The following is a 23501-nucleotide window of genomic DNA, read 5'->3' as shown; positions in this document are numbered from 1 at the left end:
GGCGGACCGGCCCCGCCTGGCTCAACGAGCGCGGGAGATACGGACCTCGGCGCCGCGGCGCTTGACCTCCAGGCCTTCCGACGGCGAAATGCGCAGGCCTTCCAACCCCTTGATGTAGCTGGAGCCCTGCATCTGCATGACGCGGATCTTGTTGCGCATGACCACCGGGTTGTGCACAGGCATGCCAAACATCCAGACTTCGTCGAGGATGCGGGCCGAATTGAATTCACCCGTGTGCTGCGCCGCCGGGCCGAGACAGAGCATGTGCCCTTCGCGGCCGAATACCGGGAACTGGCCGTGGTCGCAGTCGATGGTCCAGGTGGTGCCGCCTTCGTAGCGATGGCCGGTGTTAAGGTCCCACCAGGCTTCGCCCTTGGGCAGGTACACCCGCACCTGCTTGCCCGGCGCGGTGATCGGCGCCACCAGCAGGGCCGGGCCCAGCAGGTATTGCAGATCCCATTCGTGGGCATGCGGATCGTTCGGGAACGACAGCGCCATGGAACGCTGCACCGGCAGGCCGGTGCGCGCGGCATCCTCGATGGCGCCCAACACATAGGGCACCAGGCGATAGCGCCATTGCATCCAGGTCTTGACCTGGGCCAGCGTCTCGTCGCCGAAGTCCCACGGCAGCAGGCCGTTCACGCCCTGGAACGAGAAGTTCGCCGAGAACACGCCGGCGGTCAGCCAGCGCAGGTACAGCTCCGGCGTCATGTCGGCGGTGCCGCGCGAACCGGTGCCGATGCCGTGCACCTGGACCGGCAGGCCCGAGGCGCCGATCGACAGCGCGGTGCGCAGGGTATGGCGCAGGCCGTCCCAGGTGTTGTCGACCTGCGGCCCCACCTGCCACGGCAGGCGCTGCGCGGCGGGGAACAGGTCGGTGCTGGGCACCACGCCTTCGGGCGGCACTTTCAGGCCGGCGACGGCGTCGAACAGCGCGCGGCGCACCAGCAGCGGATACATGCTGCGCAGCGCCGGGCCGGTCTCGCCATTGCGGGCGGTGACACCGTCGGGGATGGCGATCTGGGCGTCGCAGGCCGGCGCGTCCAGGCCGTCCTCGACCAGTTGGCGGTGGCGCTCGACCCACAGGTTGTAGATATCGCGATAGGTCAGGTCCAGCAGGCCGTAGGGCTGGCCGGAGGTGGCGGCGATGCCGTCAAACACCTGCGCCGAGCCGTCTTCACGCGTCAGCAGCCAGCCACGGTCTTCGAGTTCCTCGAACAGCGGGCTGGTCTTGATGACGCCGGGAAAACCGGACGCCGCCACGTGCACGTTGTGCTTGTGGAACAGCGCCAGCATCTGCTTGGCGTCGGGGAAGCGCTGGGCGTCCCATTCGAACACGGTCTTGTCGGCCTGGAAGCCCCAGGCCGCCGGCTGCGCCAGGGTCACGGCGTCGACCGGAATCTGGTTCTCGCGCATGCGGCCCACCAGGGCCACGGTCTGCGTCGGCATCTCGCCGCTGGCCTGCTGCAGCCACGCGCCCATCGCCCACAGCACGGGCTGGCCGGCGCGGCCGGTCAACGCGGTGTACTGATTGAGGATTTCGGCGGGCTCGCCGGCGAACAGGAACACGTCCAGCACCACGTCGTCGACACTGACGACGTAGGCCGAATCGGCCGGCGCCGTGCCGACCGCGTGCTCGACGCGGCGCATCGTGTTGACGTACAGCCCCCAGCCGCGCGGGCTCCATGCCAGCGGCAGCGCGCGATGCTCGGGATCGTCGGAGACCACGGATTCTTCGCGGCGGTTCAGGTCGCCCGGGGTTTCGCCCAGGCCGTACACGCGCTCGTCCGGCAGCAGGGTGAACCCCGCCGTCCAGACCGCGTCGTCGGCCTGGTCCAGCGCGTTGTGCCCGAATGCGGGCGTATGCGCGGAAACCTCGGACTCGAACACCCGCTCTTCGTTGCGGTAGAGCGCAAAGCGCACCGGGTTGGATTGGAGCTCCAGGGCCACGTCGCCCTGGGTGATGCGCCAACCGTCCCCGCCTTCGCGCGGGGCGATGGCGGCCTCGCCCACCGCCTCCTGGCGCGCGAGCAGCATCTCGGCCACGGCGCGCGCGCGCGCGCCGGGTTTGTCATCGGTAAGGTGGTTCGCCTCGCCGCAGCGCAGGCGAAACACACCAGGCGCATGCGCCTCGACTACCAGGTGCAACCCATCGCCCGCGTCGAAATCGATGCGACTGGGGCGGGACGTCAGCAGCTCGATGGTGTCGAGCTGGGTAGTATGGGCAAAGTCGAACTTGGGCGGCACAGAGCATCCCCCGGCTTAAGCCAAAAACCATCAAAAGACGCTATTTTGACGGATTTGAGCTTTGAAATAAACTCGGTCCCTCTTTTGGATGGCGATATCATCCAAAAAAAGGGGTCGCAAAGCCCCCCAAGGGCCTCCCGCGAGTCATCGCCAGAACGCCCCCGGAACACCAAACCTGCCCCCAACGCGGGCTCATTTGGCGCCAAATCCTGGCATTTGCCACAATTCTACGCCACCCCATTCCGCCCCTGGCACCCCCGCAGAAGTTTTTTTCAGCGTGGCGCGATCAACCGGGACAGATCGGTTTCAAGAGGTGACGGCTCGCCGCAAAGCCGGGCCGCGATCAGGTCCCCCATCAGCGCCGACCAGGACAGCCCGCGCGACGCGTAGCCGGCCGCCAGCCACAGCCCGGGCACATGGGCCAGCTCGCCCACGGCGGGCAGGCGCCCCGGCAAGACCGCCCGCCACCCCGCCCAGCCCGGCAGGGTGCCCGGCACCAGGGCGTCGAAGGCCGGGAAGCCGCCGCCCAGCAATCCCGCCGCCTTGTCCAAGGTCACGCGCTGACCTTCGGCGCCAATATGCGCCTCGGTGGCGCCGTGCACGTAGGTGCTGCCCGCCACGCAGCCGGCGCCGGTGTCCGGCAGCAGGTAGCCCTCGCCCCCCACCACGCAACGCGGACCGCCGTCCAGCGCCGCCGCCGGCACCAGCGTGACCTCGCCCGCCAGCGCGTGCATCTGCGCCACCCGAGGCAGCGGCGCCAGCAGATCACTGGCGGCCAGCACGCCCTGCGCGCCGAAAGCGTTGGCCAGGATCACGATGTCGGCCCGCGCCAACTCCACGTCCGCGGCGTCCAGCGCGCGCCACCCGGCGCCATCGGGCGCCACCCGCTCCACCATCCCCGCCGCCACGCTCACGCCGGGCGTCGCCAGCAAGGCCGGAATCAACCGGGCGGGCTGCACCAGCATGCCCTGCCCAAAGAAGATGCCGCCGCGCGCCAACGGCAATCCGGCCAGCGCGCTGGCCTCGTCGCGGCTGACCGCGCGCACCCAGTCGCGCGGAAACGCCAGCACCGACAGGGTTTCCTCCAGCGCGGCGGCGCGGCCGGCGTCACGTTCCAATTGCACGGTGCCGCACACGGTCGGCGCGGCGCCGCCGGCCAGCCCGGCCCAACGAGCCTGGGCGCGTCCGCTGCCGGCGCGCGACAGGCGCGCGCGGGCGTTGTCGTCGCGCGCCAGCACCGGCGTCAGCGCCGCCGCGGCGTGGCCGGCATGGGCCAGCGCGCCCCGCGCCAGCGCCGCATCCAGCACCGTCACGCGCCAGCCTCGCAGCGCCAGGGACTGCGCGATGCCCGCGCCCGCCAGGCCCGCCCCCACCACCAGCGCATGGCGGCCATCCTCGGCCACCGCGGCCGGCGCGGCATCGGCGCCGGCCGCGGCGGTGCCCACCGTCATGTGCCATTTGCCGCCATAGCCCGGCGCCCGCCGCACGTCGAACCCCGCATCGCGCAGGGCCTGGCGCAATTCGCCGGTGCAGGCCCAGGTGGCCACCGTGGCCTGCGGCGCGGCCAGCCGCGCCAGGTCCTTGAGCAAGGCGGCCTGCCACATGCGCGGATTGCGCTCCGGCGCGAAACCATCCAGGAAATACGCATCGACCCGCGCCGCCAGCCGCGGCGCCAGCGCTTGCGCATCGCCGAAACCAAGCGTCAGCGTCACCGCGCCGCCTTCGAATTCCAGCCGGTGCAGGCCGGGCAGCAAGGCGGGCCATTGCGCCGCCAGTTGCGTCGCCAGCGCGGCCACGGGCTCGGGCGCATGGCGCGCCAGCAACGCCTGCAGGTCCGCGCGGCCGAAGGGGTGCGCCTCCAGCGACACCACGTGCAGGCCGCGCGAGCGCTGCGGATCGTCGCGCCAGGCGCGCCACAACGCCAGGAAATTGAGCCCCAGGCCGAAACCGGTCTCGCAGACCGTGAAGGCATCGCGTCCGCGCCAGCGTTCCGGCAGGCCGTTGCCCCGCAGGAAAACGTGTTCGGCCTGGCCCAGCGCGCCCGACGGCGAGTGGTAGACGTCGCCATAGGCCGGGCTGTAGAGCCGGCCTTGCGCATCGAATTCAGCGACCGCGGGGGTCAGGGGCACGTAGGACGAAGACATGGAAACAGCGGTGAGCGGAAAACACGGATTATCGGCTGGCGCGGCCGGCTGCGTTGGATACGCACCACGGGCATCGCGGCTTTTGCCGCGCCGCCACGGATTTGACGCATGCCTGGGCTTACACTGGTTTCATGGAAACCTATGACCCGCCCCGCTCGCTCGCCTCGCCCGTAGACCTGTGCGCCGCGCTCGACGCCGCGGTCACGGCAGCCCACGCCGGCGCGGCCATCCTGCAATCCTACGCGCATCATCGCGCCGATCTCGTGATCGATCGCAAGGCGCGCAATGATCTCGTGTCCCAGGCCGACCGCGAGGCCGAGGCCGCGATCATCGAGCAACTGCAGGCGCGCACGCCCAAGTTCGGCATCGTCGCCGAAGAGACCGGCGGCCAGGCGCAAGGCGCCGCCACCTGGTACATCGACCCGCTCGATGGCACCACCAATTTCCTGCACGACATTCCGCACTATGCCGTGTCGATCGCGCTGATCGCGCACGCCGGCACCGCGGTCTCCCCCACCGAGCGCCTGGCGCGCGACACGCCCGTGGCCGGCGTGGTCTACGACCCCTGCCGCGAAGAACTGTTCACCGCCGTGTACGGCCTGGGCGCCTGGCTCAACGGCCGCCGCATCAACTGCTCGCGCACCCGCACGCTGGACGACGCCGTGCTGGCGACGGGCTTTCCCTTCCGCGACTTTTCCTTCGCCAGCCAGTACATGCCGATGCTGCATGACGCCATCAACCGCGCCCGCGGCGTGCGACGCATGGGCGCGGCCGCGCTGGACCTGGCCTGGACCGCCTGCGGCCGCTATGACGGCTATTGGGAAATGGGACTGGCGCCCTGGGACGTGGCCGCGGGCACGCTGATCGTGCGCGAAGCCGGCGGCGCCTGCAGCGACATGCACCAGCAGGACTCCTGGCCCATCGGCGGACGCGTCGTGGCCGGCAATCCCGACATCGAACGCGCCCTGCACGAGATGATCGCCCCGCACCTGGACCAGCCGGGCTGAGACCCGGCCGTCCACACGTCCCGCGCGCTCAGGCCGCCTGGCCCTGCGGCGCGGCGGCCTCGGCGCCCGGACGCAATTCGCGCCGCAGGATCTTGCCGACGTTGCTCTTGGGCAGCTCGTCGCGGAACTCGACGAAACGCGGCCGCTTGTAGCCGGTCAGCTTGTCCTTGCACCACTGCTGCACCTGGGCCTCGGTCAGCGACGCGTCCTTCTTCACCACGAACACCTTCACGGCCTCGCCCGAATGCTCGTCCGGCACGCCGATGGCGGCGCATTCGAGCACGCCCGGCATCTGCGACACCGCCGCCTCGACCTCGTTCGGGTAGACCTTGAATCCGGACACGGTGATCATGTCCTTCTTGCGGTCAACGATGCGCGTATAGCCCTTGTCGTCCATGATGCCGATGTCGCCGGTGCGGAAGAATCCGTCGGCCGTCATGACATCACGGGTCTCGTCGGGCTTCTGCCAATAGCCGGCCATGACCTGCGGCCCGCGGATGCTGACTTCGCCGCGCTCGCCCAGCGGCACCTCGTTGCCGGCATCGTCGAGGATGGCGACATAGGTGGACGGCAGCGGCAGGCCGATGGAACCGGAATACGCCGTGGCATCGCACGGATTGACCGTGGCCACCGGCGAGGTTTCCGACAGGCCATAGCCTTCGATCAGCGGCCGCCCGGTGATCTTCAGCCAGCGCTCTGCCACCGCCTGCTGCACCGCCATGCCTCCGCCCAGCGCCAGCCGCAGCCCGGAAAAGTCGAGCCTGGCGAAATCCTCGTTATGGACCAGCGCGTTGAACAGCGTATTGACGCCGGGAAACACGTTGATCGGCGTCTTGCGCCAGGCGTTGATCAGCGACGGCTGGTCGCGCGGGTTGATGACCAGCACGTTGCGCATGCCCGCGTACATGCCATACAGGCCGCAGACCGTCATGGCGAACACGTGGTACAGCGGCAAGGCGCTCAGCACGGTGATCTGGCGATCCGTCATGTCGTGCAGCGCGGGCGCCGCCACCGCTTCCATCTGCATCACGTTGGACGTCAGGTTGCGGTGCGTCAGCATCGCCCCCTTGGGCACGCCGGTGGTGCCGCCGGTATATTGCAGCACCGCCAGGTCGTCCATCGAGATGGCCGGCGCAGTGAACGGCAGGCCCGCGCCCGTGGCCAGCACCTTGGGCAGCATCTGCGCGCCATCGATGTGCCACGCGGGCACCAGCTTCTTGATATAGCGCGCCGCCAGGTTCACCAGCGGCGCCTTCAGGCCGCCCAGCAGGTCGCCCGGCCCGGTCACCACGACGTGCTTGAGCTGGCCGCGGTCGGACACGCTCTGCAGCGTGTGGGCGAAATTCTCGAGGATGACGATGACCGCCGCGCCGCTGTCCAGCAACTGCCGCTGCAGTTCATCGGGGGTATAGAGCGGATTGACGTTGACCACCGCGTGGCCGGCTCGCAGCGTGCCCAGCAGCGCCACCAGGTAGGCCGGCACGTTGGGCATCATCAGCGCGACCCGCGATCCCTTGGGCAGCCCCAGGCTTTGCAGCCAGGCGGCGAACCCGCGGCCATGCGCGTCCAGTTGCGCATAGGTGATGTCGCTTCCCATGGCGGTGCAGGCGATGCGGGTCGCGTACTGCTTGCAGGCCCGGTCCAGCAGGTCGGTCAGCGACGCGTAGCCGTCGACGGAAATATCGGCGGGCACCCCTTTCGGGTAATGGGCAAGCCACGGACGGGTCATGGTGTTTGTCTCCATTAAATTGGTTTTTGATTGATGATAACCTTGTTGCGTTCCCAAATTCCGCCTGATTCTTCCCATGAAACTCCTCGATCCCATCGTTGCCTGGCGCGACGATATCTCCCAGATCCGACGCGACATCCACGCGCATCCCGAATTGGCATTCGAGGAATTCCGCACCGCCGACGTGGTCGCGGCCAAGCTCGAAGAATGGGGCATTGAAATCCATCGCGGCCTCGGCGGCACCGGCGTGGTCGGCATCATCCGCGGCGACCGCCCCGGCGAACGCGCCGTCGGCCTGCGCGCCGACATGGACGCCCTGCCCATGCAGGAAGCCAATACCTTCGCCCACGCCAGCAAGCACGCCGGCAAGATGCACGCCTGTGGCCATGACGGCCACACCGCCATGCTGCTGGCCGCCGCGCGCTACCTGGCGCAGCACCGCGACTTCGCGGGCACGGTCTACGTGATCTTCCAGCCCGCCGAGGAAGGCGGCGGCGGCGCCAAGCGCATGATCGACGACGGCCTGTTCACCCGCTTCCCGATGGAAGCCGTGTTCGGCATGCACAACTGGCCCGGCATGGCGCCCGGCCAGTTCGGCGTGACCGCCGGCCCCATCATGGCCTCCAGCAACGAATTCTCCATCGTGGTCAAGGGCAAGGGCACCCATGCCGGCATGCCCAACCTGGGCATCGACCCGGTGATGGCGGCGGTGCAGCTGGCGCAATCGCTGCAGACCATCATCACGCGCAACCGCAATCCGCTCGACGCCGCGGTGCTCAGCATCACGCAGATCCACGCCGGCAGCGCCGACAACGTCGTGCCCAACCACGCCGAACTGCGCGGCACGGTGCGCACCTTCACGCTGGACGTGCTGGACCTGATCGAACGCCGCATGGAAGAGATCGCCCGCCACACCTGCGCCGCCATGGATTGCGAAGTGGAGTTCACCTTCCAGCGCAACTATCCGCCCACCATCAACCATCCCGAGGAAGCCGCGTTCTGCGCCGACGTGATGCGCGACATCGTCGGCGACGACAAGGTCAACGACCACGTGCAGCCCACCATGGGCGCCGAGGACTTCGCCTTCATGCTGCAGGAACTGCCGGGCTGCTACGTCTGGATCGGCAATGGCGTTGGCGACCACCGCGCCGCCGGCCACGGCCTGGGCCCGTGCATGCTGCACAACGGCAGCTACGACTTCAACGACGACCTGCTGGCGCTGGGCGGCACCTACTGGGTGCAACTGGCGCTCAAGCGCCTGGCCAAGCCCTGACGCCCCGCTAGAAGCCGCCCCCCTGCCCCGAGCGCACCGCCTGGCACATCGCCAGGAAGCGCTGGGCGGCGCGGGCGGCGGCATCCGCGTGCGGCACCAGGATGCTCAGCGTGCGCGTCAGCGGCCGCGGCAACAGCCGCAACGCGGCCAGCGCGCCGTCCTCGTGCCGCATCGACATGGCCGACACGAAGCCCACGCCCAGTCCGGCCCGCACCGCCTGTTTCACCCCCTCCACCCCGGCCAGTTCCAGCCCGATCGACGGCGCCAGGCCGGCATCGGCGAACGCCCGCTCGACCAGCCGCCGCACGCCTGAACCCGGTTCCCGCATCACCAGCGCCGACTGCGCCAGGTCGCGCAGCGTCACCGCGCCCTTGCCGGCCAGCGCGTGATCGGCCCGCACGATCGCCACCACTTCGTCCTGCCGCCAGGCGTGCACCGCGGTATCGGCGGGCAGGCCCGCCGGCACGTCGCCCTCGATGAACGCCAGGTCCAGCGCGGGCAGGCGCTCGACGATCTCGCGGGTGTTGCCATCGGACAGGTGCAGGCTGACCGCCGGAAACGCCTGGCGGAAATCGGCCACCAGGGCGGGCAACAGGTAGCTGGCGGGGGTGGTGCTGGCCCCCAGCCGCAGCACGCCGGTTTCCAGGCCGCGCCAGGACTCCCGCACCGCGTGGGCCTGGCGATACACCTGGCGCAGCTGGCGCGCCTGCTCGGCCAGGCGCTCGCCCGCTTCGGTGAGGGCGATGCCGTGGCCGCTGCGGCGGTACAGCGGCTCGCCGAACCATTCCTGCAAGGCGCGCAACTGGCCCGACACGGCCGGCTGCGACAGGTGCAGTTGCTGCGCCGCGCGGCTGATGTTGCCGGCATCGGCCACGGTGGCGAAGGTGAGCAATTGGTCGGGGGTCATGGATCATTCCAGCCCGGGGAAGCCCGTGGCCGCTTAATTATCAGAATTTCCGATATTTCATATCAAAAATGAAAATTTTCCAAATAACGACCATGAAATTAATATTTCGCCTAGTTATTTAGATATGCACAAAGGCCCGCCATGAGCACCGCCAGCACCACCGTCCCCCAACCGGCCGCCGCCCCCGCCGCGCCAGCCCCCTCGGCCGCCACGGCCACGCCCTGGCGCGACAAGCTCAACGGCGTCCTGTTCGTCGGCCTGATGTCGGCCGCGGTCATGCAGCTGGCGGACCTGCCCGCCATCCGCCAGCTGGGCTTTTCGCCGCTGGTGGTCGGCATCGTCTGCGGCATGCTGTACGGCAATTTCCTGCGCGGCACCATGCCGGTCGACTGGGGCGTGGGCGTCAACTTCACCGCGCGCCGCCTGCTGCGCATCGCCGTGGCCTTCTACGGCCTGAACATCAGCATCCAGCAGATCGCCGCCGTCGGCCTGCCGGGCCTGGCCGTCTCGGTGGCGGTGGTGGTGGGCACGCTGCTGATCGGCACCTGGGTCGGCCAGCGCCTGCTCGGGCTGGATCGCGACACCGCCATGCTGACCGCCGCCGGCAGCGCCATCTGTGGCGCGGCCGCCGTGCTGGCCTTCGAACCGACCCTGCGGGCGCAGCCGCACAAGAGCGCCGTGGCAGTGGCCACGGTGGTGCTGTTCGGCACGCTGTCGATGTTCCTGTACCCGGTGCTGTATCACGCCGGCTGGCTGCCGTTCGACACCCAGTCGCTGGGCATCTATATCGGCGGCACCATCCACGAAGTGGCGCAGGTGGTCGGCGCGGCCAGCAACATCGACCCCGCCACCACGGAAGTCGCCACCATCGTCAAGATGACCCGCGTCGCGCTGCTGGTGCCGGTGCTGCTGATCCTCGGCCTGTACCTGCGCAGCGCCGCCAGCCACGCCGGCGGTAGCGCCAAGGGCGCCAAGCTGCCGATCCCCTGGTTCGCGGTCGGCTTCCTGGTCCTGGCCATCATCAACTCGCTCAACATCATCCCGGCCGACGTCGTCGCTGCCATCCGCCGCCTGGACGTCTTCGCCCTGACCATGGCCATGACCGCGCTGGGCATCGAAACCCGCTTCGCCAACATCCGCAAGGCCGGTCCCCGCGTGATGGCGCTGGGCCTGATCCTGTACGTCTGGCTGCTGGTCGGCGGCTACGGCATCGTCAAGCTGGCGTCCTGATCCGCGCCCGCTTCGATAAAGCGTCCCGACGGGGCGCCGGCCCGCGCCGGCGCCCCGTTTTTCCTGCATAATCGGCTGGTTGCCTTGCATTGGAGCCGGCCGCATGACCACCAGCACCAAAACTCCCTTCACGACTTTGCCCGCCAATCGCGACGCGGTATTGCGCGTCATGCCGATGCCCGCGGACGCCAACATCCACGGGGACGTTTTCGGCGGCTGGATCATGTCCCAGGTCGACATCGCCGGGTCGATTCCCGCTGCCCGCCGCGCGGCCGGCCGGGTCGCCACCGTCGCCGTCAATGCGTTCCAGTTCAAGCAGCCCGTGTTCGTGGGCGACCTGCTCAGCTTCTATACTTCCATCATCAAGACCGGCAAGACCTCCATCACCGTCTCGGTCGAGGTCTACGCGGAACGCCAGCGCCTGGATGCCGAAGTCGTCAAGGTCACCGAAGCCACGCTGACCTACGTCGCCACCGACGAAGCGCGGCGCAGCCGCCCTCTCCCCATTCTTTGAGCCGTATCGCATGACGCAGTCCGCCGCCGCGCAGAAACCGCCCGCGACGCCCCGCCGCCTCGACCCGGAAGACGCGCAGCACGCCCTGGCCGAAGTCCAGGAACGCCTGCGCCGCCAGCAGCTGGTGGCCGACCTGGTGCATCGCCAGGAAGAAGGCGACGCCAAGGCCAACCTGGTCGAAGACCTGGTGCACCGCCAGCACGAGGCGGAGCTCAAGACCCTGCTGGACGGCCTGCATCCCGCGGACATCGCCTTCATCCTCGAATCGCTGCCCAAGGATGAACGCCAGACGATCTGGAAGCTGGTCAGCCCCGAGCATGACGCCGACGTGCTGCTCGAGGTCGAAGACTGGGTGCGCGAATCGCTGATCGAGGCGATGGACCGCCAGGACCTGGTGGCCGCCACCGGCAACATGGACGCCGACGAACTGGCGGACCTGGCGCCCGACCTGCCGCCGGACGTGGTGGCCGAGGTCCAGAAGGGCCTGACCGAGGAAGAGCGCGCGCAGCTGCTGGAAGCCATGGGCTATCCGGAAGACAGCGTCGGCGCCATCATGGACTTCGAGATGGTCCGGGTGCGCGAGGACGTCACGCTCGAAGTGGTGCTGCGCTACCTGCGCCGCCTGCACGAACTGCCCGATCATACCGACCAGATCTTCGTGGTCGACCGCCAGGACAAGCTGCAGGGCATCCTGCCGCTGTCGCGGCTGCTGGTCAGCGAACCCGAAACCGAAGTGCGCGCGGTCATGAACGCCGACTTCCTGACGCTCAACCCGCTCGACTCCGACGCCGACGCCGCCGGCGCGTTCGAACGCTACGACCTGGTTTCCGCCCCCGTGATGGACGACCAGGGCCGCCTGATCGGCCGCGTCACCATCGCCGACGTGGTCGACGTGATGCGCGAAGACTCGCAGGAACAGGCCCTGTCGCGCGCCGGCCTGCAGGAAGAAGACATCTTCGCGCCGGTCAGCACCGCGCTGCGCAACCGCGCGCCCTGGCTGCTGTTCAACCTCTGTACCGCCGCCACGGCCTCGTTCGTGGCGTCGCAGTTCGAAGGCACGGTCAGCCAGATCGTGATCCTGGCGTTCCTGATGTCCATCGTCGCCGGCATCGGCGGCAACTCGGGCAACCAGACCATGACGCTGATCATCCGCGCCCTGGCGATGGGCCGGATCACCGGCCGCAACCTGTGGCAGCTGGTCAAGCGCGAACTGTTCGTGACCCTGATGGTGGGCCTGTGCGGCAGCCTGGTGGCGGCCCTGTTCGCCTGGGTGATTTCGCACTCGCTGTCGATCGCGCTGGTCATGATGGCCGCCATGATCTGCAACATGCTGGTGGGCGCCTCGGTCGGAGTGCTGGTGCCGATGGTGCGGGCCCGTTTCGGCAAGGATCCGGCCATGGGCTCCTCGGTCCTGCTGACCTTCGCGACGGACTCCCTGGGCTTTTTCATCTTCCTGGGCCTGGCGACCATTTTCCTGCTGTAGCGCGTCCACAACGGACCCGCACGCGAATGTTTCACCGGATGTCCCGAAGGCGTATTTGACAGCGGCATGACAGTCAATCTGGCGACCGCTCCGTTACAGTAACGGAGATGTCATCATTTTCTGTCCCTACAATGACCGCCAGAATTCGGGCAGCGCTTTTTTGCCTGCTGCTATCCACCTTCAGCGCTGCCGCGCACGCCTGCGACAACCTGCCTTCCTGGGCCCAATCCGCCTGTCAACGCCTGGACCAGATCTGGACCGAGGGCGGCAACGATCTCTATTTCAGCGGCTACGCGTGGCACAACCGCGCCATGTACAGCCGTGAAAAGATCAACAGCTTCAACGAACTGGCCTGGGGCGGCGGCTACGGCCGCAGCATCTACGACGAGGACGGCGACTGGCAGGGCCTGTACGCCATGGCGTTCCTGGACTCGCACAGCAAGGTCGAGCCGATCGCCGGCTATGGTTTCCTGAAGATCGGCCGGGTCAGCGAGAATTTCCGGCTGGGCGCCGGCTATACGGTCTTCCTGACCGCGCGCCACGACATCATGAGCTACGTGCCCTTCCCCGGCGTGCTGCCGCTGGTCTCTGCCGGCTACAAGGACACCATGCTGTACGCCACCTACATCCCCGGTTCGCGCGGCGCGGGCAACGTGCTGTTCATGTTCGGCCGCTGGGCCTTCTGACGGCCCAAGCGCGGGCCGCCCTCGCGGCGGGCCGCGCTGCTCAGCAGGGCTGCATGCCCAGCCGGCGCACCAGTTCGCCCAGGCGCCAATCGTCAATGCCGTGGGCGCGCAACGCCTTTTCGGTTTCCACCACGTAATCCAGGCACGGGCCCGAATGCCCGACCGCGTTGCGCACCGACGCCAGCAGGCGGTCGTCGCTCAGGTCGGCGGCGTATTCCTGGCAGGCGCGGTTCAGCAGGAACACCAGCCCCCGCACCGGCGCCTGCTCGGTATGGCAGGCCAGCCAACGCGGCGTGTAGGCGCCGGTGACCATCTCGCGGCGCCACAGCGCCTCGAATACCGAGGGGACATCACAGGCGGCGATCTGGAAGGCCACGCCGCGGCAGCAGCCGCCGCGGTCCAGGCCGAACACCAGCCCGGGATTGTCGGGCGAGCCGCGATGGTCGTGCGACCACAGGCACAGCGAGCGGTGATAGCCGCGCACCGTCGCCAGGCGCCGTTCGCGCCAGGCAAAACCGGGATGCCAGATCAGGGAACCGTAGGCGAACACCCACAGGTCGTCGGCGCCGTTCCATCCAACCAAAAGCTCTTCCACCGACGCGGGTTGCGTCTTCGCCAGTCCGGCACAGCCGGCGGGTACTGCCAACGACATAGGGTCCTCTGATATCCCGGGTTCATTCCCATGGCGGGAATGAGGGATATGCTACGCCGCCTGCCGCGCAAAAGAATTGCGAGATGGGGCGCGCGCAACACGCCGAAAGAAATTTGTATTCGCCGGAGGGCGGCGCCAGGGAAAAAAATTGCGCTTCGCCGCGCCGGCCGGTTTCCGCCCGGCCAGGCGGCCGTTGGCGGCCCGCGTGGCGCGGGAGCCGGCCGCCGCGCCTAGAGCGCGTCCAGCGGCAGTTCGGTGGTGCTCTTGATGACTTCCATCGAGAAACTGGCGCTGACGTCCAGCAGGTCGACCGCGGCGATCAGGCGGCGGTAGAAGCGGTCATAGGCCGCCATGTCCTCGACCACCACCTTGAGCAGGTAGTCGATGTCGCCGGCCATGCGGTGGAACTCGACCACGTTCGGCAGCGCCATGACCGCGTTGATCAGGCTCTGGGTCCATTTCTCGTTGTGCTGGCTGGTCTTGATCGAGACGAACACGGTCAGGTTCAGCCCCAGCGCGCGCGGGTCCAGCAGGATCGCGTTGCGGGCGATGACGCCATCGTCCTTGAGCTTCTGGATGCGGCGCCAGCAGGGGGTGACGGACAGATTGACCTGCTCGGCGATCTCGGCGACCGAGCAGGTGGCGTCCTTCTGCAGCAACGCCAAGATCTTGATGTCCGTCTGGTCCATGGGGGTTCCTCAAGCGATATCGCCGCAATCTTGCCCTGACACCCCGCTCGCGTCCAGCCGCGGAACACCCTAAGCGGCCCAGGGAGCCGCCCCGGGCGCGGGTTCAGTACGTGCCGGGGTAGCCGCCGCCATCGAGCAGGATGTTCTGCGCCGTCATGTAGCCGGCGTGCGCCGAGCAGACGTAGGCGCACAGCGCCCCCAGTTCCTCGGGCTGGCCGTAGCGGCCGGCCGGGCTGGCGCGGCCGCGCTCGTCCCACAGCTGTTCGAAGGTCTTGCCGCCCTCCTCCAGCATGCCGCGGATGTGGCGCGCCTGCGCGTCGGTGGCGAAGGCGCCCGGCAGCAGGTTGTTGATGGTGACGTTGTGGCGCACGGTCTGGCGCGCCAGGCCGCTGACGAAGCCGATCAGCCCGGCGCGGGCGCCGTTGGACAGCCCCAGCTCGGCGTGCGGCGCCTTGACGCTGCGCGAGACGATGTTGACGATGCGTCCGAAGCGCCGTTCGATCATGCCGTCGACCACGCGGCGGATCATGTCGATGGGGCCCAGCATCATGGAATCGAGCGCCGCGATCCAGTCGTCATGGCTCCAGTCGCGGAAATCGCCCGGCATGGGGCCGTCGGCATTGTTGATCAGGATGTCGGGGTGCGGGCACGCGGCCAGCGCGGCGTCGCGCCCCTCCGGCAGCGTCAGGTCGGCCGAGACCCAGCCCACGCCGATGCCCGCCGTGCGCGCGATCTCGGTCGCGGCCTGCTCCAGCGTCTGCGGGTTGCGGGCCGCGATGGTCACCGCCACGCCCTCGCGCGCCAATTGCAGGGCACAGGCCCGGCCCATGCCGCGACTGCCGCCGAATACCAATGCCGTCTTGCCGCTGATCCCCAGATCCATGCCTGACCCTCCAGAGTGGTGCCGTGAAGCGGATCAGTATAGGAGCGGCGGGCCGCCGCGGGGGTGGAAATTTTTTCTAATGTTCGGGTCCGGGCGGCCGAATTTGGCAATGGCATTCCAGCGCGAATCCCTAAGATGAAACCTTGCCATCCAGGGGCCTGCCCATGACCTCCGTCCAACTTGCCACCGCAGACCTGCGCTCGCTGTGCGAATCGGTGCAGGTCGCCCAGATGAACGCGGCCCGCGCCCTGCTGCGCGAGCTGGCCAGCAGCGTCGCCAATGCCGGCGACATGCTGCGCGGCCTGCCCGAAGAGCTGCGGGCCGGCCGCGCCGACACCTACACCCGCCACATCGCCTATGCCGATCCGCATGGCGCCTTCACTATCGCCTACCTGATCTGGCGCCCGGGACAGTTCAGCCCGGTGCATGGCCACAAGACCTGGTGCACCTACCAGGTCCTGCAGGGCGAGCTGGCCGAAACCCACTACCGCTGGGACCCAGCCGCCGCCGCGGCCATTCCCTGCGGCGAGGCCAGCCGCCGGCCGGGCGACGTCGTCACCGCCGCCCCGGGCCTGCGCCAGATCCACCGGCTCGGCAACGCCGGCCCCGGCGTCGCGGTGTCCCTGCACATCTATGGCGTGGACCAGGCCGACCTCTGCACCGGCGTCAATCTCCTGGTGCCCACGCCCGCCACGCATTAGTCGCATGGCGTCGATCATCAGCAACCAAAGCCCCATGAAAAAAGGCGGAGCCAATGGCTCCGCCTTGTCCTGCCGGCCTGTCAGCCCATCCACTGGCTGACCGGCGCCGCCGCATCCTGCAGCGGCTGCGCCACCACGTCGATCAGCGCCGGGCCGTCATGCTCCATGGCCGCCTTGATGGCCGCGTCCAGCTTGGCCGGGTCCTCGACCCGCCAGGCCTTCACGCCATAGGCTTCGGCGATGCGGGCATGGTCGGTGCGATCGAAGTCTACGCTGTAGTAGCGCTTGTCGTAGCCGGCCTTCTGGCTGGCCTTGATCCAGCCATAGACCGAGTTCGAAAACACGATCATCAGCAGCGGCGCCTTGTGGCGCACGATGGTTTCGAGTTCGCCGACCGTGAAGCCGAAGCTGCCGTCGCCCATCACCGACACGCACTTGGCGTTCGGCCGGCCGACCCAGGCGCCCAATGCCGCCGACATCGAGAAGCCCAGTGCGCCATGGGCGCGGTTGGTGATGAAGTGGCGGCCGGGCCGCGACACGTCGTAGTAGGCCGAGAAATACGGGCACGGCGTGCCGGGGTCGGCGCACACCACCGCGTCGTCGGGCAGCAGGCGATTGAGCGACTGCACCACGCGTTCGGGACGGATCGGCGCGTCCATGCTGCTCGCCAGCGGCTCCAGCTGGGCGCGGCGCGCGGCCTTGGCGCGGCCCGCCAGCACCGCGCCATCGGCCGCGTCGGACGGCCGGTGCGCCAGGCGCGCCTGCACTTCGGCGCCCAGCGCCTGCAGGGCCAGCCTGGCGTCGCCCACCAGGCCGACCTCGGTCAGGTAGTTGGCGCCGATCACCATCGGGTCGATGTCGATGTGCAGGATCGGCACGTCGCGGTTCGGGAAGCGCCAGTGCTCGGTCGAGGTCGAACCCGCGCGGCAGCCGACGAACAGCACCACGTCGGCCGCGGCCACCACGTCGCGCGTCGCCATCACGCCGCCGTTCGAGCCCACCACGCCCGCATTCAGCGGATGCGTGTCGGCCAGGCTGCCCTGGCCGCTGACGGTCACGCAGACCGCGGCCTTCAGGCTCTCGGCCAGTTCCTGCAGCGCGCCGCTGGCGCCGGCGATCACCACGCCGCCGCCGCAAATGATGACCGGAGAACGCGCGCCCACCAGGCGCTGCGCCGCGCGCGCCACGTCCGCCGGATCCGGCGCGTAGCGCAGCGAGGGGAATTGCGCGTGTTCCGGCTGGGCCCAGACGTCGGCGGCATCGACCTGCTGCTTCATCACGTCATACGGGAAGCACAGGTGCGCCGAACCGGGCTTGCCGGTGGTCATGGCGCGGAATGCCGCGCGCACCATGCCGGGAATCTGGTCGGCGCGGTCGATGGTGCGGTTCCACTTGGTCAGCGGCCGGTACAGCGCTTCCTGGTCCAGCTCGGTCAGCGGGTATTTGCCGCGCGAGCCCACCGCCACATCAGACGTGATGCCCAGCACCGGGATGGACGACTCGTTGGCCTCCACCAGCCCCGGCAGCAGATAGGTCGCGCCGCCGCCGCTCGGGCCTTCGCACACGCCGACCTTGCCGGTCACGCGGGCATAGGCGTCGGCCATGTAGCCGGCGCTGCGCTCGTCCCGGGTCAGGATGTGCTGCATGCCGTGATCGAGCCGGTAGAGCGCGTCGTAGAACGGCAGGCTGGTATCGCCGCACAGGCCGAAAATATGTTTGACGCCGTTGTGTTGCAGCATCCGCACCATTGCTTCGGCGCCGGTCAAGGTATCCATGTCTTCTCCACGCGATGCGCGGACCGGGCGAGGCGCCATCGCGCCCCGCCGCCGGCCGCTCAGTTATCCAGGTTGATGTTGCTGCTCTTGATGAACTTGCTCCAGCGGTCGTATTCCGCCTTCACATAGGCATCCAGCGCCGGACCGTTCGAGGCCACGATCTCGAAGCCCGCCTCTTCCAGCTTCTTCTTGACGTCGGGATCGGCCAGCACGGTATTGAAGGCCTGTGTCAGCTTCTTCACGGTCGCCTCCGGCGTGCCCTTGGGCGCGAACATGCCGCTCCACGAATACGCGACGAACCCGGGAAAGCCGGACTCGGCCACCGTCGGCACGTTGGGCAGGTCCGGCAGGCGCTTCTCGCCGGCCACCGCCAGCGGCTTGATCTTGCCGGCCTGGATCTGGCCACGCAGCGCGGCGAAGCTCAGCCAGGTCATGTTGGCCTGCCCGCCCACCACCGCCTGGATGGCCGGCCCGCCGCCGCCATACGGCACGTGCAGCAGCTCCACCTTGGACAGGCGCTTGAGTTCCTCGGGCGCCAGGTGGTTCAGCGAACCCACGCCGGTGGAGGCGTAGTTGAACTTGTTGGGCGGCTGCTTGGCCGCGGCCGCCAGGAATTCCTTCAGGTTGTCGCCCGGCACGCCCGGGTTGGCGCCCAGCACCAGCGGAAAGCGCACGGTCTGGGTGATGGCGACGAAGTCCTTGAAGGTGTCGTAGGGCAGCTTGGGCTTCACCGCCGGGTTGATGCCGTGGTTGTCGAAGCTGACCAGCAGCGTGCTGCCGTCGGGCTCGGCCCGCGCCACGAAGGCGGTGGCGATCTGGCTGGCGGCGCCCGGGCGGTTTTCCACCACCACGGCGCGGCCGCCCAGTTCCTTGGACAGCCGCGGCTGCAGGATACGGGCCAGGATGTCGGTGCTGCCGCCGGGCGGATACGGCACCATCAGGATCAGCGGCTTTTCTTCCGCCCGGGCGGGCGCGGCGGCCAATCCGCCCCCCAGCGCGGCAAGCGCGCAAACGGCCGCCAAGGCGCGCCGCATCGTTGTGTAGGTCATGTTTTTTCCCCTGCTGTTGTGGTGTTGGCCGGCGCTGCCGTGGCGGGTTCGGCCTGGTCCCGCATGTAAATCGTGGAAAAACCGGTGCGGATGACATCGGTGATCTGGTCCAGCCGCCGGCCGATATGGCTGCGCATCATGTCCGGCAAGGCCTCGATGTCGCGCCGCTCCAGCGCCTGGACGATGCGCATGTGCTCGCCCTGGGTATGGCTGCGACGGCCCTGCTGCATGTCGATCCAGCGCACGAAATGGATGCGGGCGTTGACGCTTTCCAGCGCCCGCACGAATTCCTCGTTGCGCGAATAGCGCGCCAGCGTCAGGTGGAAGGCTTCGTCCAGTTCCAGCAGGCGGGTCGCGTCGCTGTCCTCGGGCACGTCGCGCGAACGCTCGACGAACGCGCGCAATGACGCCAGTTCCTCGTCGGTCGCGCGCTCGCAGGCGGCGCGCACGATGCCGGCCTCGAGCACCGCGCGGTATTCATAGAGGCTGTGGATCTGCTTGGCGTCCAGCAGCCGCGCGATGAAGCCGCGGTTCACCGAGCGGGTCAGGAAGCCCTCCACCATCAACTGGTTGAGCACTTCGCGCAGGGGCGTGCGGCTCACGTTCAGGCGCCGGGCCAGCTCGACTTCGTTGATGCGTTCGCCCGGCTTGAACTCGAAACTCACCGCCATCGCCTTGACGGCGTTGTACAGCTCGGCCTGGCCGGCCATGGTGCGGGCTGCGGGTCGGGATGGCGTCATGAGGGTGTCGGCCGCCTGGGCGCTCCGGGTGGGGTTGAAGTGCATACTAAAGTGCATACACTTTGCCCGGCAACCCGGGTTTGCCCGCAAGACGCGCGACAAGGCGCCGTCCCTAAAAAATAGAAACGGCGAGGTCAGACAGGGAAAAGGCCCGCGCGGCGACCGCGCGCGGAGGCAGGATCAGACGCCCGTATCGAGCGTGTAGTGGGCGCCGTCGCGGTTTTCCAGCGTCAGCGTGGACAGCACCGGCGTCACCGCCGAGGCGTCTTCGCGCACGTGGATGCGCAGGTTGGCCAGCGGCACGTCCCAGCCGCCCGCGGCGGCTTCGGCCGTCACCCCGGCCACCAGGGCGAGGCGCTCGGCCACCTGCCGCGGCTGCGCCGCGCGGGCGTCGATCCGCAGCAGGCTGCGGGCGCCGTTGGGATGAGCCATCAGTTCAGGCGACCAGACGCACTCGGGCGTCAGGTGGCGACAGAAATACATGCGGATGCCGGGCAGCGGTTGCTCGGCGAAGCGCACAGTATGGAAACGGGCCTCGACTTCCCGGCCATCCAGCATCGCCGGACGGGACAGTTCCTGCATCGGATTGACGGCAAAGCCGGCGGCGAGCAGGCGCTCGCGGGTGGCCTCGGCGTCATAGGTGCGGAACACCAGCGCCTCGAGCCCGAAGGGCGAATCGGCGATTTCCTTGCGCGCCGGCGGCGCGCCGGGCGGCCAGCCCAGCAGTTCGACGTAGGTGCCTTCGAGCACGATCAGGCGGTTGCACGAACCCAGGTTGTGCACCGCCTTGTCGCTCAGGTGAAAGCCCTGGCGCTCGAAGTGGGGCGCCAGCGCATCCAGGCGGTCGCGCACCATGACCACGGCGTGGTCGAACTCGGTGTGGCCGACGGCATGCAGCATGGCGTTATCCGCTCAGACCAGCTTGCCGTGGCACTGCTTGTACTTCTTGCCACTGCCGCACGGGCACGGATCGTTGCGGCCCACCTTGGGCAGCGCGTTGCGCACCGGCTGCGCGCCCGCGTCGTCGGCCGACTGGGCCAGCGCCTCGTCGTAGTCGGAGTGGTGGTACTGCACGTTCTGCACATGCGACTGGGCGGCTTCGGCCTCGGCCTGCTCGACCTGCTCGGACGACTGCACGCGCACCGTCATCAGCACGCGCACGACGTCGTCACGGATGCGGTCCAGCATGCCCGAGAACAATTCGAAGGCCTCGCGCTTGTATTCCTGCTTGGGGTTCTTCTGCGCATAGCCGCGCAGATGGATGCCCTGGCGCAGGTAATCCAGCGCCGACAGGTGCTCGCGCCAGTGCGTGTCGATCGCCTGCAGCATGATCGAACGCTCGAACTGCGACCACGACTCGGTGCCGACCTGCTCGACCTTGCCCTGGTAGATGTCGCGCGCCGCCGCGATCACGCGTTCGCGCAGATCCTCGTCGGTCAGGTTGGCTTCCTTCTCGAGCATCTCGGTCAACGGCAGGTGAACCTGCCAGTCGGCCTCCAGCGCCTTTTGCAGGGCCGGGATGTCCCACTGCTCTTCCACCGATTCCGGCGGCACGTAGGTGTTGAACAGGTCGACCACCGCGGCGTCGCGCAGGTTCTCGACCGTGGCGCCGACGCTGGCCGCTTCCAGCACGTCATTGCGCTGCGAGTACAGCACCTTGCGCTGGTCGTTGGCGACGTCGTCGTATTCCAGCAGTTGCTTGCGAATGTCGAAGTTGCGGCCTTCCACCTTGCGCTGCGCGGTCTCGATGGAACGTGTCACCATGCCGGCCTCGATCGGCTCGCCCTCGGGCAGCTTGAGGCGTTCCATGATGGCGCGCACGCGGTCGCCCGCGAAGATGCGCATCAGCGAATCTTCCAGCGACAGGTAGAAGCGCGACGAACCCGGGTCGCCCTGGCGGCCGGCACGGCCACGCAGCTGGTTGTCGATACGGCGCGATTCGTGGCGCTCGGTGCCGATGATGCGCAGGCCGCCGGCGGCCTTGACCTGCTCGTTGAGCGGCTTCCAGTCGGCGCGGACCTTCTCGATGCGCGCGGTCTTTTCGGCTTCGGACAGCGACTCGTCGGCGCGGATCAGGTCGATCTGCTTGTCGACGCTGCCGCCCAGCACGATGTCGGTGCCGCGGCCGGCCATGTTGGTGGCGATGGTGATGTGGCCCGGCTTGCCGGCTTCGGCAACGATCTCGGCTTCACGCGCGTGCTGCTTGGCGTTCAGCACTTCGTGCGGCAGCTTGGCCTTTTTCAGCAGGCCCGACAGCAGCTCGGAGTTCTCGATGCTGGTGGTGCCCACCAGCACCGGCTGGCCGCGCTCGTGGCAGTCGCGGATGTCTTCGAGGATGGCGTTGTACTTTTCCGCGTCCGTCTTGAAGACCTGGTCGTTCTGGTCCTTGCGGATCATGGGCTTGTTGGTCGGGATGATGACCGTCTCGAGCCCGTAGATTTCCTGGAATTCGTACGCTTCCGTGTCGGCCGTGCCGGTCATGCCGGACAGCTTCTCGTACATGCGGAAGTAGTTCTGGAAGGTGATCGACGCCAGCGTCTGGTTCTCGTGCTGGATCTTCACGCCTTCCTTGGCTTCGACCGCCTGGTGCAGGCCATCGGACCAGCGGCGGCCCACCATCAGGCGGCCCGTGAATTCGTCGACGATGATGACTTCGCCGTCCTGCACCACGTACTGCTGGTCGCGGAAGAACAGCGTATTGGCGCGCAGCGACACCATCAGGTGGTGCATCAGCGCGATGTGGCGCGGGTCGTACAGCGACTCGCCCTCGGGCAGGATGCCCAGGCGCGCCAGGATGCCTTCGGCATTGACGTGGCCGGCTTCCGACAGGTAGACCTGCTGGCTCTTTTCGTCGACCCAGTAGTCGCCCTCGGGTTCCGGTTCCTGGGGCTTGGGCTCGCTGGCCATGCGGGTCAGCAGCGGCGGCACCGCGTTCATGCGGATGTAGAGCTCGGTGTGGTCTTCGGCCTGGCCGGAGATGATCAGCGGCGTGCGCGCCTCGTCGATCAGGATCGAGTCCACTTCGTCGACGATGGCGTAGAACAGGCCACGCTGGCGGCGGTCGTCAACACGGTATTCCATGTTGTCGCGCAGGTAGTCGAAACCGAATTCGTTGTTGGTGCCGTAGGTGATGTCGGCGGCGTAGGCGGCCTTCTTTTCCTCGTTCGGCTGCTGCGGCACCACCACGCCCGTGGACAGGCCCAGGAAGTGATACAGGCGCCCCATCCATTCGGCGTCGCGGCGGGCCAGGTAGTCGTTCACCGTGACCACGTGCACGCCCTTGGCGGCGATCGCGTTCAGGTAGACCGGCAGCGTGGCCATCAGCGTCTTGCCTTCGCCCGTGCGCATTTCGGCGATCTTGCCGCTATGCAGGGCGATGCCGCCCAGCAGCTGCGCGTCGAAGTGGCGCATGCCGAACACCCGCTTGCCGGCCTCGCGCACGACGGCGAAGGCTTCGGGCAGCAGGTCGTCGAGCGACGTGCCCTGGGAATGGCGGGAACGGAATTCCGCGGTCTTGGCCGCCAGCTCCGCATCGGAGAGCGCGGAGATCTTGGGCTCCAGCCCATTGATCTGGGTTACCAGCTTGCGATACTGCTTAAGCAGCCGGTCGTTGCGGCTACCTATGAGTTTTTTGAGCAGAGAAACCATGCGTATGTCGGCCGCACGAGCCCCGCCGCGTCCCCGAAAGGCTGGGTCGGCGTGACCCGTGACTTGATGTTATTTGGTTGAGCGGGGGTCCGCTGGGAAACGAACCAGTTTAACGCACCTGGAGCGTAATAGCCTGGACCTATG

General features: G+C 68.2%; 19 protein-coding genes. 7 read left to right on the top strand and 12 right to left on the bottom strand.

What is annotated here, in order from left to right; all coding sequences use genetic code 11:
* Positions 1–21: 21 nt before the first annotated feature.
* Entirely contained in the window at positions 22–2247 is a 2226-nt protein-coding gene (locus AC1HFW_RS28860; RefSeq protein WP_104021623.1) for a glycoside hydrolase family 31 protein, read from the bottom strand.
* Between the two features lie 272 nt (positions 2248–2519).
* Complete coding sequence (gene mnmC, locus AC1HFW_RS28855) at positions 2520–4391, bottom strand: bifunctional tRNA (5-methylaminomethyl-2-thiouridine)(34)-methyltransferase MnmC2/FAD-dependent 5-carboxymethylaminomethyl-2-thiouridine(34) oxidoreductase MnmC1 (RefSeq protein WP_479286080.1); 1872 nt, start codon at positions 4389–4391, stop codon at positions 2520–2522.
* Positions 4392–4522: 131 nt separating this feature from the next.
* Between mnmC and AC1HFW_RS28850 the strand changes: the two genes are divergently transcribed.
* Positions 4523–5398, top strand: coding sequence for an inositol monophosphatase family protein (locus AC1HFW_RS28850; RefSeq protein WP_006392977.1), 876 nt, complete (start codon positions 4523–4525; stop codon positions 5396–5398).
* A 28-nt stretch (positions 5399–5426) separates the two neighbouring features.
* On the opposite strand, the gene AC1HFW_RS28845 is transcribed toward AC1HFW_RS28850, so the two are convergent.
* A complete protein-coding gene (locus AC1HFW_RS28845) occupies positions 5427–7127 on the bottom strand; it encodes an AMP-binding protein (protein WP_035359991.1) in 1701 nt (566 codons plus the stop codon).
* A gap of 76 nt (positions 7128–7203) precedes the next feature.
* On the opposite strand from AC1HFW_RS28845, the gene AC1HFW_RS28840 reads away from it, so the two are divergent.
* Positions 7204–8400: a M20 aminoacylase family protein gene (locus AC1HFW_RS28840; protein ID WP_006392975.1), complete on the top strand. Its 1197-nt coding sequence runs from the start codon at positions 7204–7206 to the stop codon at positions 8398–8400.
* 7 nt (positions 8401–8407) lie between these two features.
* On the opposite strand, the gene AC1HFW_RS28835 is transcribed toward AC1HFW_RS28840, so the two are convergent.
* Positions 8408–9307, bottom strand: coding sequence for a LysR family transcriptional regulator (locus AC1HFW_RS28835; RefSeq protein ID WP_479286077.1), 900 nt, complete (start codon positions 9305–9307; stop codon positions 8408–8410).
* Between the two features lie 141 nt (positions 9308–9448).
* Between AC1HFW_RS28835 and AC1HFW_RS28830 the strand changes: the two genes are divergently transcribed.
* The 4 genes from AC1HFW_RS28830 to pagP all read left to right on the top strand — a co-directional run bounded on the left by AC1HFW_RS28830 (position 9449) and on the right by pagP (position 13220).
* Positions 9449–10537, top strand: coding sequence for a YeiH family protein (locus AC1HFW_RS28830; RefSeq protein ID WP_006392973.1), 1089 nt, complete (start codon positions 9449–9451; stop codon positions 10535–10537).
* A gap of 103 nt (positions 10538–10640) precedes the next feature.
* The gene (locus AC1HFW_RS28825) at positions 10641–11051 is read left to right on the top strand and encodes an acyl-CoA thioesterase (protein WP_479286075.1); all 411 of its coding nucleotides are present in this window, start codon (positions 10641–10643) and stop codon (positions 11049–11051) included.
* A gap of 10 nt (positions 11052–11061) precedes the next feature.
* Complete coding sequence (gene mgtE, locus AC1HFW_RS28820; protein ID WP_006392971.1) at positions 11062–12534, top strand: magnesium transporter; 1473 nt, start codon at positions 11062–11064, stop codon at positions 12532–12534.
* 131 nt (positions 12535–12665) lie between these two features.
* Complete coding sequence (pagP, locus tag AC1HFW_RS28815) at positions 12666–13220, top strand: lipid IV(A) palmitoyltransferase PagP (protein WP_006392970.1); 555 nt, start codon at positions 12666–12668, stop codon at positions 13218–13220.
* A 40-nt stretch (positions 13221–13260) separates the two neighbouring features.
* On the opposite strand, the gene AC1HFW_RS28810 is transcribed toward pagP, so the two are convergent.
* From AC1HFW_RS28810 to AC1HFW_RS28800, 3 genes are all read right to left on the bottom strand, one after another.
* Positions 13261–13872 carry a gamma-glutamylcyclotransferase gene (locus AC1HFW_RS28810; RefSeq protein WP_061072421.1) on the bottom strand — a complete coding sequence of 204 codons (612 nt, stop codon included), beginning with the start codon at positions 13870–13872 and terminating at the stop codon, positions 13261–13263.
* Between the two features lie 230 nt (positions 13873–14102).
* On the bottom strand, positions 14103–14561 hold the full coding sequence (locus AC1HFW_RS28805; RefSeq protein ID WP_006388798.1) for an Lrp/AsnC family transcriptional regulator: 459 nt from the start codon (positions 14559–14561) through the stop codon (positions 14103–14105).
* 103 nt (positions 14562–14664) lie between these two features.
* Entirely contained in the window at positions 14665–15444 is a 780-nt protein-coding gene (locus AC1HFW_RS28800) for an SDR family oxidoreductase (protein WP_006392968.1), read from the bottom strand.
* A gap of 164 nt (positions 15445–15608) precedes the next feature.
* On the opposite strand from AC1HFW_RS28800, the gene AC1HFW_RS28795 reads away from it, so the two are divergent.
* Positions 15609–16145 carry a cysteine dioxygenase family protein gene (locus AC1HFW_RS28795; RefSeq protein ID WP_479286073.1) on the top strand — a complete coding sequence of 179 codons (537 nt, stop codon included), beginning with the start codon at positions 15609–15611 and terminating at the stop codon, positions 16143–16145.
* An 80-nt stretch (positions 16146–16225) separates the two neighbouring features.
* Here AC1HFW_RS28795 and AC1HFW_RS28790 read toward each other — a convergent pair whose 3' ends face one another.
* The 5 genes from AC1HFW_RS28790 to secA all read right to left on the bottom strand — a co-directional run bounded on the left by AC1HFW_RS28790 (position 16226) and on the right by secA (position 23357).
* On the bottom strand, positions 16226–17920 hold the full coding sequence (locus AC1HFW_RS28790) for a thiamine pyrophosphate-binding protein (RefSeq protein WP_479286071.1): 1695 nt from the start codon (positions 17918–17920) through the stop codon (positions 16226–16228).
* A 59-nt stretch (positions 17921–17979) separates the two neighbouring features.
* Positions 17980–18969: a tripartite tricarboxylate transporter substrate binding protein gene (locus AC1HFW_RS28785; RefSeq protein WP_479286069.1), complete on the bottom strand. Its 990-nt coding sequence runs from the start codon at positions 18967–18969 to the stop codon at positions 17980–17982.
* The gene (locus AC1HFW_RS28780; protein WP_035361235.1) at positions 18966–19709 is read right to left on the bottom strand and encodes a GntR family transcriptional regulator; all 744 of its coding nucleotides are present in this window, start codon (positions 19707–19709) and stop codon (positions 18966–18968) included. Before AC1HFW_RS28780 ends, AC1HFW_RS28785 begins: the two co-directional genes overlap by 4 nt.
* A gap of 180 nt (positions 19710–19889) precedes the next feature.
* Positions 19890–20609: a VOC family protein gene (locus AC1HFW_RS28775; RefSeq protein WP_238891692.1), complete on the bottom strand. Its 720-nt coding sequence runs from the start codon at positions 20607–20609 to the stop codon at positions 19890–19892.
* A 12-nt stretch (positions 20610–20621) separates the two neighbouring features.
* The gene (secA, locus tag AC1HFW_RS28770) at positions 20622–23357 is read right to left on the bottom strand and encodes a preprotein translocase subunit SecA (RefSeq protein ID WP_006392962.1); all 2736 of its coding nucleotides are present in this window, start codon (positions 23355–23357) and stop codon (positions 20622–20624) included.
* Between the last annotated feature and the right edge of the window lie 144 nt (positions 23358–23501).

It is taken from the genome of Achromobacter sp. ISS7 (assembly GCF_056523125.1).
The sequence above is the reverse complement of the archived record's forward strand: the minus strand, read 5'-3'. Positions and strand labels throughout refer to the sequence as shown.

Excerpts from the sequence above, each read along its gene's own strand:
- mgtE (WP_006392971.1), top strand. The coding sequence starts at position 11,062 with ATGACGCAGTCCGCCGCCGCGCAGAAACCGCCCGCGACGCCCCGCCGC.
- AC1HFW_RS28775 (WP_238891692.1), bottom strand. The coding sequence starts at position 20,609 with ATGCTGCATGCCGTCGGCCACACCGAGTTCGACCACGCCGTGGTCATG.
- AC1HFW_RS28795 (WP_479286073.1), top strand. The coding sequence starts at position 15,609 with ATGACCTCCGTCCAACTTGCCACCGCAGACCTGCGCTCGCTGTGCGAA.
- AC1HFW_RS28805 (WP_006388798.1), bottom strand. The coding sequence starts at position 14,561 with ATGGACCAGACGGACATCAAGATCTTGGCGTTGCTGCAGAAGGACGCC.
- pagP (WP_006392970.1), top strand. The coding sequence starts at position 12,666 with ATGACCGCCAGAATTCGGGCAGCGCTTTTTTGCCTGCTGCTATCCACC.
- AC1HFW_RS28845 (WP_035359991.1), bottom strand. The coding sequence starts at position 7,127 with ATGACCCGTCCGTGGCTTGCCCATTACCCGAAAGGGGTGCCCGCCGAT.
- AC1HFW_RS28785 (WP_479286069.1), bottom strand. The coding sequence starts at position 18,969 with ATGACCTACACAACGATGCGGCGCGCCTTGGCGGCCGTTTGCGCGCTT.
- AC1HFW_RS28825 (WP_479286075.1), top strand. The coding sequence starts at position 10,641 with ATGACCACCAGCACCAAAACTCCCTTCACGACTTTGCCCGCCAATCGC.
- AC1HFW_RS28790 (WP_479286071.1), bottom strand. The coding sequence starts at position 17,920 with ATGGATACCTTGACCGGCGCCGAAGCAATGGTGCGGATGCTGCAACAC.
- AC1HFW_RS28800 (WP_006392968.1), bottom strand. The coding sequence starts at position 15,444 with ATGGATCTGGGGATCAGCGGCAAGACGGCATTGGTATTCGGCGGCAGT.
- AC1HFW_RS28810 (WP_061072421.1), bottom strand. The coding sequence starts at position 13,872 with ATGTCGTTGGCAGTACCCGCCGGCTGTGCCGGACTGGCGAAGACGCAA.
- AC1HFW_RS28850 (WP_006392977.1), top strand. The coding sequence starts at position 4,523 with ATGGAAACCTATGACCCGCCCCGCTCGCTCGCCTCGCCCGTAGACCTG.
- AC1HFW_RS28840 (WP_006392975.1), top strand. The coding sequence starts at position 7,204 with ATGAAACTCCTCGATCCCATCGTTGCCTGGCGCGACGATATCTCCCAG.
- mnmC (WP_479286080.1), bottom strand. The coding sequence starts at position 4,391 with ATGTCTTCGTCCTACGTGCCCCTGACCCCCGCGGTCGCTGAATTCGAT.
- AC1HFW_RS28830 (WP_006392973.1), top strand. The coding sequence starts at position 9,449 with ATGAGCACCGCCAGCACCACCGTCCCCCAACCGGCCGCCGCCCCCGCC.
- secA (WP_006392962.1), bottom strand. The coding sequence starts at position 23,357 with ATGGTTTCTCTGCTCAAAAAACTCATAGGTAGCCGCAACGACCGGCTG.
- AC1HFW_RS28780 (WP_035361235.1), bottom strand. The coding sequence starts at position 19,709 with ATGACGCCATCCCGACCCGCAGCCCGCACCATGGCCGGCCAGGCCGAG.
- AC1HFW_RS28835 (WP_479286077.1), bottom strand. The coding sequence starts at position 9,307 with ATGACCCCCGACCAATTGCTCACCTTCGCCACCGTGGCCGATGCCGGC.